Source organism: Mesorhizobium sp. M7A.F.Ca.MR.362.00.0.0, from assembly GCF_004023175.1.
Classification (GTDB): Bacteria; Pseudomonadota; Alphaproteobacteria; order Rhizobiales; family Rhizobiaceae; genus Mesorhizobium.
In genome coordinates this window covers 1-8533 of sequence record NZ_RZTF01000063.1, presented here as the reverse complement: position 1 = coordinate 8533, position 8533 = coordinate 1, and the positions used below count along the sequence as shown (strand labels likewise).

The window sequence follows — 8533 nt, the reverse complement described above, 5'->3', positions numbered from 1 at the left end:
GCCGGGCACTTCTCCCCGTATAGTGACGGGGAGAAGGACGCTCTTATTCGCCGGTTTCGCCAATCATCGACGTCGCAGGAAGAGCCACCCACTTTCCCCAAGCTTAAAGCCCCAGTTCAGTCCGCAATTCCTCGGCGCTGTTGATGACGACGGCGCCGGGCGGGCCTTCCATCGGCTTTTCCGGCCAGAAGATCGTTTTCATGCCCGCCGCCAGTCCCGCCATGGCGCCCGGCCAGCTGTCGTCGATCGCCACGGCGTGCGCAGGGTCGACATCGGCCAGATAGGCGGCGCGCAGGAACGGCTCGGCATGCGGCTTACCTTCGCGCACATCGTTGCGGCTGATCGTCTTCATGCCGGGGTAGATCAGGCCGACCATGCTCAGATTGGCGTCGACGATCATCCGGTCCGAATTCGAGACCACGGCCTGCTGGATGCCTCTCGCACGCAGCTCGTTGAAGATCTCGATCGCGCCGGGGCGCGGCTTCAGCCCCTCGACCAACGGCAGATAATGCTCGTATTTGCGCACGATCCAGTCGTCGAAAGGCAGGTCCAGGCCGAACTCGTCGCGCATCATCTCGTAGACCGGCCAAGCGGCAACGCCGAGCACGCGCTCATGCAGATCGTCCGGCGGGACAAGGCCGACATTGCGCATCGCCGCCATCAGGGCTGCTTCGTGCAGCGGTTCGCTGTCGACCAGCGTGCCGTCCATGTCCCAGAAAACCGCTTTCGGCATCATGTGAGGCTCCTTTTTGCCATCCCTTAAAGGGTTTGAGCCGGGAGATAAACCTTCGGAGCGCAAGAACCTGCCGCCTGCCGGGACCGCGGCCAAGTCTCTTTGGCGACACAGGCAGAAAAACTGGGCCGTGCCTACGCCGATCGACAGCAAGCAATTGCTCCCGAGATTGACAATTGCGCAGCAGGCCGTTCCCTGCGAAAGTGGGCATGGGCCGCTCTCATGACCGGCGGTCTCGGGAGGCAGGACTTTGAATAGCCGGCAGGATGGTGGCAGCAACAGGCTGGACGATGCGGCGCGCGCCGGCTGGCTTTATTATGTTGCCGGCAACACACAGGACCAGATCGCTTCGACGCTCGGCATTTCGCGGCAAACGGCGCAGCGGCTGGTATCGCTGGCGGTGTCGGAGGGCTTGATCAAGGTTCGCGTCGACCATCCTATCGCCAACTGCCTCGATCTGGCGGCACGGCTGAGATCGCGCTTTGCGCTCGATCTGGTCGAGGTGGTGCCGAGCGACCCCAATTCGTCCTCGACCACGATCGGCATCGCCGAGGCGGCTGCCGCCGAGATCGAGCGGCGGCTGCGGTCACCGACCCCGATCGTCATGGCGATCGGCACCGGGCGCACGCTGAAGGCGGCGATCGAGCAGTTGCCGCCGATGGAATGCCCGCAGCACAAGGTGGTGTCGTTGACCGGCAACATCTCGCCGGACGGCTCGGCAGCCTTCTACAACGTCATCTTCACCATGGCCGACAGGGTCAAGGCGCGCTCCTTCCCGATGCCGCTGCCGGTCATCGCCTCGTCGCCTGAGGAGCGCGAGATGCTGCTCAACCAGCCGATGATCCAGCCGACGCTTGCGCTTGCCGCCGAGGCCGACGTCACCTTCATCGGCATCGGCGACCTCGGCCCCAAGGCGCCGCTCTACGAAGACGGCTTCATTTCGGAGAGCGAATTGAAGGCGCTGCAGAAGGCCGGCGGCATCGCCGAGATCGTCGGCTGGGTGTTCGATAGGGAGGGCCGCATGATCGAGGGCATCACCAACGACCGGGTGTCGTCGGCGTCGCTTCCGTCACGCGAGAAATCACTGGTCATCGCACTGGCCATGGGCGAACGAAAGCTGCCAGGCATCCTGGCGGCCGCGAACCGGCGGCTGATCAACGGCCTCATCACCGATGAACGGACCGCCGCCGCCCTGCTGGCCAGCATCTGACCGGAACCACAACTGATTTGCGATAAAACCAACCGCGCTAGCTGTGCCGCCCGAAAGGGTCATTGCCATCGAGAAAACCGAGATCGCGCTGCAGATGCGGCGACAGGTCCCTGATGTCGAGATGTGCCCGTTTCTTGCCCGCGAACCAGCCGAATCCGTCTGTCAGCCACGAAATCCAGCGGTGATCCGGAGCGGGACTGCATTTTTGCTGCGCCATAGTCATGATCGTCAACCTTCGCTATCCTGAACCCGAATGACGGGTTGACTGGGAATGTCGGTCTTGACGGCGGCCTTTGCCAATCGAACGTCGATAAGGACCCATAAGGAGGCTTTATGCCGGACCTGAGCTCTCGGCAGGTTTCACAGCTTCCGCCGCTGCAGGCGATCCGGGTGTTCGAAGCGGTGGCGCGGCATCTTTCCTTCACCAAGGCGGCCGAGGAACTTGCCATGACGCAAGCGGCGGTCAGCTATCAGATCAAGGTGCTGGAGGAACGGGTCGGCGCGCCGCTGTTCCTGCGCCGGCCGCGCCAGATCGCACTCACCGAGGCTGGACAGCGCCTCGCGCCGGCGGTCAGCGAGGCCTTTGCCATTCTCGGCCAGGCCTATGCCGCGGCGCGTGGCGGGGCCGACGGCTTGCTATGCGTGACGACGGTGCTGACATTCGCCTCGAACTGGCTGGCGCACCGGCTGGGGTCGTTCCAGATCGCACATCCAGCGCTGGCGGTGCGGCTCGAAACGTCGAGCCGCCTGACCGACTTTGCCCGCGAGGATACCGATATCGCCATCCGCTCGGGCGGCGGCAAATGGCCGGGCCTGGAGGCGCACAAGCTGCTCGATGCCGACTTTACGCCGATGCTGAGCCCGAAGCTCGCGGCGACCATCGGCGGCGTCAAAGAACCGGCGGACCTGTTGCGGCTGCCGATCCTCGATCCGGGCGACATCTGGTGGACGCAATGGTTCGAGGCTGCCGGCGTGCATTCGCACGATCTTGCCAAGCGGCCCGGCAGCAGCATGGGCGCGCAGGCCTATGAGGCCAATGCGGCGATCGCCGGTCATGGCGTCGCGGTCCTGACCAGGGCGCTGTTCAAGGCGGAACTTGCCGACGGGCGCCTGATCCAGCCTTTCGATCTGGTTGGCGACGACGGCCATGCCTATTGGCTGGTCTACCCCGAAGCGCGCCGCAACGTGCCGAAGATCCGTGCCTTCCGCGACTGGCTGTTGGCCGAGATCGCCTGCTGACCGGCAAGCTTTCGGGCTGCACCTGGTTCTCGCAGATCTATCCGCTGCTGCCTCACTGTATCCGGCCGGGATGATCCTCGCCCTGGCAATTTCCGCTCGTCCCGGCCTGCGGTGTCGCCCGGGTGCTGCGCTGCAGCATCGAATCCGACTTGACATAATTCACGCCAAGTGAGTAATTGCCCAAAGCCAAGGCAAATGCTCATCTTGGTTCAAGGGAGGAATTTGATGAAACTTCGCACGCTCACCCTGGGCTTGTTGTCGGCCAGCACGCTTGCGTTCGCCGCACATGCCGAATCCATCACCATCGCCACCGTCAACAATGGCGATATGGTCCGCATGCAAAAGCTGACCGAGGACTTCACCAAGGCGAACCCCGACATCCAGCTCAACTGGGTCACGCTCGAAGAAAACGTGCTGCGCGAGCGCGTCACCACCGACATCGCCACCAAGGGCGGCCAGTACGACGTGATGACCATCGGTACCTACGAGGTTCCGATCTGGGCCAAGCAGAGTTGGCTGCTGCCGCTCGACAAGCTCGGCGACGACTATGACGCCAAGGACATCATCCCCGCCATCGCCGGCGGCCTTTCGGTCGACGGCAAGCTCTATGCCGCGCCCTTCTACGGCGAAAGCTCCTTCGTCATGTACCGCAAGGACCTGATGGAGAAAGCCGGACTGAAGATGCCCGACGCGCCGACCTGGGACTTCATCAGGCAGGCCGCCGACAAGATGACCGACCGCGCGAATGGCGTGAACGGTGTCTGCCTGCGCGGCAAGGCCGGCTGGGGCGAGAACATGGCCTTCCTGACCGCCATGTCGAACTCCTTCGGCGCGCGCTGGTTCGACGAGAACTGGAAGCCGCAGTTCGATCAGCCGGAATGGAAGAACACGCTGCAGTTCTATGTCGACCTGATGAAGGCCGACGGCCCCGAGGGTGCGTCCTCCAACGGCTTCAACGAAAACCTGGCGCTGTTCCAGCAGGGCAAATGCGGCATGTGGATCGACGCCACCGTCGCTGCGTCCTTCGTCTCCGATCCCAAGGCATCGCAGGTCGCAGACAAGGTTGGATATGCGCTGGCACCCGACAATGGCCTGGGCAAGCGCGGCAATTGGCTGTGGGCATGGTCGCTGGCGATCCCCGCCGGGACGCAGAAAGCCGATGCCGCCCAGAAGTTCGTCTCCTGGGCGACCAGCAAGCACTATGCCGAACTGGTCGCTTCGAAGGAAGGCTGGGCCAACGTTCCTCCGGGCACGCGCTCCTCACTCTATGCCAACGCCGAGTACCAGAAGGCGGCTCCGTTCGCCAAGATGACGCTGGACTCCATCAATGCCGCCGATCCGACGCATCCGACCGTCAAGCCGGTGCCCTATGTCGGCGTCCAGTTCGTCGCCATCCCTGAGTTCCAGGGACTTGGCACCACGGTCGGCCAGCTCTTCTCGGCGGCTCTTGCCGGCCAGTCGAGCGTCGACGATGCGCTGAAGCAGGCCCAGGACGCTGCCACCGCGGCAATGACCGAAGGCGGATACATCAAGTAAGGCTCCTCCCGGTGCCGACTGCCGGTCGCCTCCTTGACCGGCAACGGCCGCCCGAATTCCCAGTTCGGGCGGCCGCCTTTAACGCCTTTTGAAAATTCAGTCTGACCAGTGAAGGGTGACCGTCATGGCTACTCAGCAGACCCGTTCGCTTGCCCGTTTCATGATGGCGCCATCCGTGGTGCTGCTGTTCGTCTGGATGATTGTGCCGCTGGTCATCACCATCTGGTTCTCCTTCCAGCAGTACAATCCGCTCAATCCGATCCGCGACGGCTTTGTCGGCTTCTCGAATTACGCGCTGTTCTATTCCAACCCGGCCTTCCTGCAGTCGATCCTCAACACGCTCACCTTGGTGGTCAGCGTGCTCCTGATCACGGTGATCGGCGGTATCCTTCTGGCGCTGCTGATCGACCAGCCGATGTGGGGCCAGGGCATCGTGCGCATCCTGGTCATTTCGCCGTTCTTCGTCATGCCGCCGGTGGCCGCATTGGTGTGGAAGAACATGATCATGCACCCGCAATATGGGGTGTTCGCCGACATAGCGCGCTTCTTCGGGGCCCAGCCGATCGACTGGTTCGGGCAGCATCCGATGCTGGCGATCATCATCATCGTCGCCTGGCAATGGCTGCCTTTCGCCACGCTCATTCTCTTGACCGCGCTGCAGTCGCTCGACGGCGAGCAGAAGGAAGCCGCCGAGATGGACGGCGCCGGCTTCATCAGCCGCTTCATCTATCTGACGCTGCCGCACATGTCGCGCGCCATCACGGTCGTCATCCTGATCCAGACGATCTTCCTTCTCTCCGTCTATGCCGAGATCCTCGTCACCACCAATGGCGGCCCGGGATACGCCTCCACCAACCTGCCCTTCCTCGTCTACCAGAAGGCGTTGCTGGAGTTCAAAATCGGCCAGGCATCCGCCGGCGGCGTGATCGCCGTCATTCTCGCCAACATCGTTGCCTTCTTCGCCATGCGCGCCGTCGGCAAGAACCTGGACAAGTAAGGGAGGCTACGATGGCACGCTCAGTCACCACCCAGCACAAGACGATTGCGACAGTTGCCGCCTGGATCGTCGCCCTGCTGATCTTCTTCCCGATCCTCTACACGATCATCACCTCGTTCAAGTCGGAGCAGGAAGCCATCCAGGGCTTCAGCATCATCCCGTCGGGAACGTTCGAGAGCTATGCCGAGGTTCAGGCGCAGAGCGGCTACTTCAAATTCTTCTTCAACTCGGTGCTGCTCTCGGTCGGCTCGACCATCCTGGCCCTGCTCGTCGCCATACCGGCGGCATGGTCGATGGCCTTCTCGCCGACCAAGCGGACCAAGGACATCTTGATGTGGATGTTGTCCACCAAGATGATGCCCGCGGTCGCGGTGCTGTTCCCGATCTACCTGATCTTCCGCGACACAGGACTGCTCGACAGCCGCATCGGCCTGATGATCATGCTGATGCTGATCAACCTGCCGATCGTGGTGTGGATGCTCTACACCTATTTCCGCGAAATCCCGGGCGAGATCCTGGAAGCGGCGCGCATGGACGGCGCATCGCTGTGGAACGAGATCATCTATGTGCTGACGCCGATGGCGGTGCCGGGCATCGCCTCGACGATGCTGCTCAACATCATCCTGGCCTGGAACGAGGCGTTCTGGACGATCCGGCTGACGACGACGGAAGCAGCACCGCTGACCGCCTTCATCAGCTCGTTCTCCAGCCCGCAAGGCCTGTTCTGGGCCAAGCTCTCGGCCGCCTCGACACTGGCCATCGCGCCGATCCTGATCATGGGCTGGTTCAGCCAGAAGCAGCTGGTGCGCGGCCTGACATTTGGTGCGGTCAAATAGTTGGTGGCGCGGTGAAGTAACGGAATTGCCCGAAGCAATCGGCAGAAATAACCCCTCGGGGAGGAAATCATGGGAAATATCACGCTCAAGAACGTCTCCAAATCCTTCGGAGCGACGTCCATCATCCCCGGTCTCGACCTGGTGATCGAGAATGGCGAGTTCGTCGTCTTCGTCGGCCCGTCGGGTTGCGGCAAGTCAACGCTGCTGCGGCTGATCGCCGGGCTCGAGGACACCAGCGGCGGCTCCATCAACATCGACGGCCGCGACGTCACCGGCGAGGCACCGGCCAAGCGCAAGCTCGCCATGGTGTTCCAGTCCTACGCGCTCTATCCGCACATGACGGTGGCCAAGAACATCGGCTTCCCGCTGAAGATGGCCGGCGAGGACAAGGCGACGATCGACAAGAAGGTGGGAGACGCGGCGCGCGTGCTCAACCTGACGAACTATCTCGAACGCCGGCCCGGCCAGCTTTCCGGCGGCCAGCGCCAGCGCGTCGCCATCGGCCGCGCCATCGTGCGTCAGCCGACCGCCTTCCTGTTCGACGAACCGCTGTCCAATCTCGATGCGGCACTGCGCGGCACCATGCGGCTGGAGATCAGCGAGCTGCACCATCAGCTCAAGACGACCATGATCTACGTCACCCATGACCAGGTCGAAGCCATGACCATGGCCGACAAGATCGTCGTGCTGAACGCCGGCAACATCGAGCAGGTCGGCTCGCCGATGGAGCTCTACAAGACGCCGAAGAACCTGTTCGTCGCCGGCTTCATCGGCTCGCCGAAGATGAACCTGATCGAAGGCGCGCCGGCCGCCAAAAACGGCGCCAAGACCATCGGCATCCGTCCCGAACACCTGGAGATCTCGACCACGGCGGGCGAATGGAAGGCGGTCGTCGGCGTCGCCGAGCATCTCGGCTCCGACACCTTCCTGCATGTCCAGGCCGATGGCGTCGGCCCGCTGACGGTGCGCGCCGACGGCGAACTCGGCGTCCATCATGGCGACACCATCTATCTAACGCCCGACAAGGCCAAGCTGCATCGCTTCGGCGCCGACGGGAAGGCAATCTGAACATGCGGCTGGCCGGCAAATCCGCGCTGATCACAGGTTCGGCCCGCGGCATCGGCAGAGCCTTCGCCGAAGCCTATGCCCGCGAAGGCGCCACCGTCGCCATAGCCGACATCAATCTCGAGGCGGCGCAGAAGACGGCCGCCGAGATCGGCGGCAGGGCCTATGCGGTCAAGCTCGACGTCACCGACCTCGCCTCCATCGAGGCGGCGGTGAAAGCCGTCGAGACGAAGACCGGCGGCCTCGATATCCTGATCAACAACGCCGCTCTGTTCGATCTGGCACCGATCGTCGAGATCACCAAGGCAAGCTACGACAAATTGTTCTCCGTCAATGTCGCCGGCACGCTGTTCATGCTGCAGGCAGCCGCCCGCTCGATGATCGCACGAGGCAAGGGCGGCAGGATCATCAACATGGCAAGCCAGGCCGGGCGACGCGGCGAGGCGCTGGTCGGCGTCTACTGCGCCACCAAGGCCGCCGTCATCTCGCTGACCCAATCGGCGGGGCTCGACCTGATCAAGCACCGCATCAACGTCAACGCGATTGCCCCTGGCGTCGTCGACGGCGAGCACTGGGATCACGTCGATTCGCTGTTCGCCAAATATGAGAACCGGCCGAAGGGCGAGAAGAAGAAGCTGGTCGGCGAGGCAGTGCCGTATGGCCGCATGGGCACGGCGCAGGACCTCACCGGCATGGCGGTTTTTCTCGCCAGCAGCGACGCCGAATACATCGTCGCCCAGACCTACAATGTCGACGGCGGCCAGTGGATGAGTTGAGGCGGGGACGGCCTCTGCTCCTCGTCCCTCCGCGGAGAGCAGAGGCCGACATCAGCGGCGCGTAGCAAGTGCCACCCCTTATCCTCTCCCCGACCGGGAGAGGAGCGTAACGAAGGCCTAAATCCGGCCAAAGGGTAAAAC

General features: G+C 63.1%; 9 protein-coding genes. 7 read left to right on the top strand and 2 right to left on the bottom strand.

The genetic code is table 11. The features are described from left to right. Positions 1 to 103: 103 nt before the first annotated feature. Positions 104 to 736, bottom strand: coding sequence for an HAD family phosphatase (locus EOC06_RS11310; protein WP_128307764.1), 633 nt, complete (start codon positions 734 to 736; stop codon positions 104 to 106). 247 nt (positions 737 to 983) lie between these two features. Here EOC06_RS11310 and EOC06_RS11305 point away from each other — a divergent pair, with 247 nt between their 5' ends. Then, positions 984 to 1943 carry a sugar-binding transcriptional regulator gene (locus tag EOC06_RS11305; RefSeq protein ID WP_013528410.1) on the top strand — a complete coding sequence of 320 codons (960 nt, stop codon included), beginning with the start codon at positions 984 to 986 and terminating at the stop codon, positions 1941 to 1943. Positions 1944 to 1980: 37 nt separating this feature from the next. Here EOC06_RS11305 and EOC06_RS11300 read toward each other — a convergent pair whose 3' ends face one another. Next, positions 1981 to 2166 (bottom strand): hypothetical protein, encoded by a 186-nt coding sequence (locus tag EOC06_RS11300; protein ID WP_127811284.1) that lies wholly within the window; start codon positions 2164 to 2166, stop codon positions 1981 to 1983. 110 nt (positions 2167 to 2276) lie between these two features. Here EOC06_RS11300 and gcvA point away from each other — a divergent pair, with 110 nt between their 5' ends. The 6 genes from gcvA (at position 2277) to EOC06_RS11270 (ending at position 8392) form a co-directional block, all read left to right on the top strand. Continuing rightward, on the top strand, positions 2277 to 3182 hold the full coding sequence (gene gcvA, locus EOC06_RS11295; RefSeq protein WP_128307763.1) for a transcriptional regulator GcvA: 906 nt from the start codon (positions 2277 to 2279) through the stop codon (positions 3180 to 3182). 225 nt (positions 3183 to 3407) lie between these two features. Next, on the top strand, positions 3408 to 4718 hold the full coding sequence (locus EOC06_RS11290; RefSeq protein WP_127268865.1) for a sugar ABC transporter substrate-binding protein: 1311 nt from the start codon (positions 3408 to 3410) through the stop codon (positions 4716 to 4718). A 124-nt stretch (positions 4719 to 4842) separates the two neighbouring features. Continuing rightward, entirely contained in the window at positions 4843 to 5715 is an 873-nt protein-coding gene (locus EOC06_RS11285) for a carbohydrate ABC transporter permease (RefSeq protein WP_013528414.1), read from the top strand. An 11-nt stretch (positions 5716 to 5726) separates the two neighbouring features. Then, complete coding sequence (locus tag EOC06_RS11280) at positions 5727 to 6551, top strand: carbohydrate ABC transporter permease (RefSeq protein WP_127382577.1); 825 nt, start codon at positions 5727 to 5729, stop codon at positions 6549 to 6551. A gap of 69 nt (positions 6552 to 6620) precedes the next feature. Then, entirely contained in the window at positions 6621 to 7619 is a 999-nt protein-coding gene (locus EOC06_RS11275) for an ABC transporter ATP-binding protein (RefSeq protein WP_127330447.1), read from the top strand. Positions 7620 to 7621: 2 nt separating this feature from the next. Further along, positions 7622 to 8392 carry an L-iditol 2-dehydrogenase gene (locus EOC06_RS11270; RefSeq protein WP_128307762.1) on the top strand — a complete coding sequence of 257 codons (771 nt, stop codon included), beginning with the start codon at positions 7622 to 7624 and terminating at the stop codon, positions 8390 to 8392. Positions 8393 to 8533 lie beyond the last annotated feature (141 nt).

Excerpts from the sequence above, each read along its gene's own strand:
- EOC06_RS11310 (WP_128307764.1), bottom strand. The coding sequence starts at position 736 with ATGATGCCGAAAGCGGTTTTCTGGGACATGGACGGCACGCTGGTCGAC.
- EOC06_RS11300 (WP_127811284.1), bottom strand. The coding sequence starts at position 2,166 with ATGACTATGGCGCAGCAAAAATGCAGTCCCGCTCCGGATCACCGCTGG.
- gcvA (WP_128307763.1), top strand. The coding sequence starts at position 2,277 with ATGCCGGACCTGAGCTCTCGGCAGGTTTCACAGCTTCCGCCGCTGCAG.
- EOC06_RS11290 (WP_127268865.1), top strand. The coding sequence starts at position 3,408 with ATGAAACTTCGCACGCTCACCCTGGGCTTGTTGTCGGCCAGCACGCTT.
- EOC06_RS11285 (WP_013528414.1), top strand. The coding sequence starts at position 4,843 with ATGGCTACTCAGCAGACCCGTTCGCTTGCCCGTTTCATGATGGCGCCA.
- EOC06_RS11280 (WP_127382577.1), top strand. The coding sequence starts at position 5,727 with ATGGCACGCTCAGTCACCACCCAGCACAAGACGATTGCGACAGTTGCC.
- EOC06_RS11275 (WP_127330447.1), top strand. The coding sequence starts at position 6,621 with ATGGGAAATATCACGCTCAAGAACGTCTCCAAATCCTTCGGAGCGACG.
- EOC06_RS11270 (WP_128307762.1), top strand. The coding sequence starts at position 7,622 with ATGCGGCTGGCCGGCAAATCCGCGCTGATCACAGGTTCGGCCCGCGGC.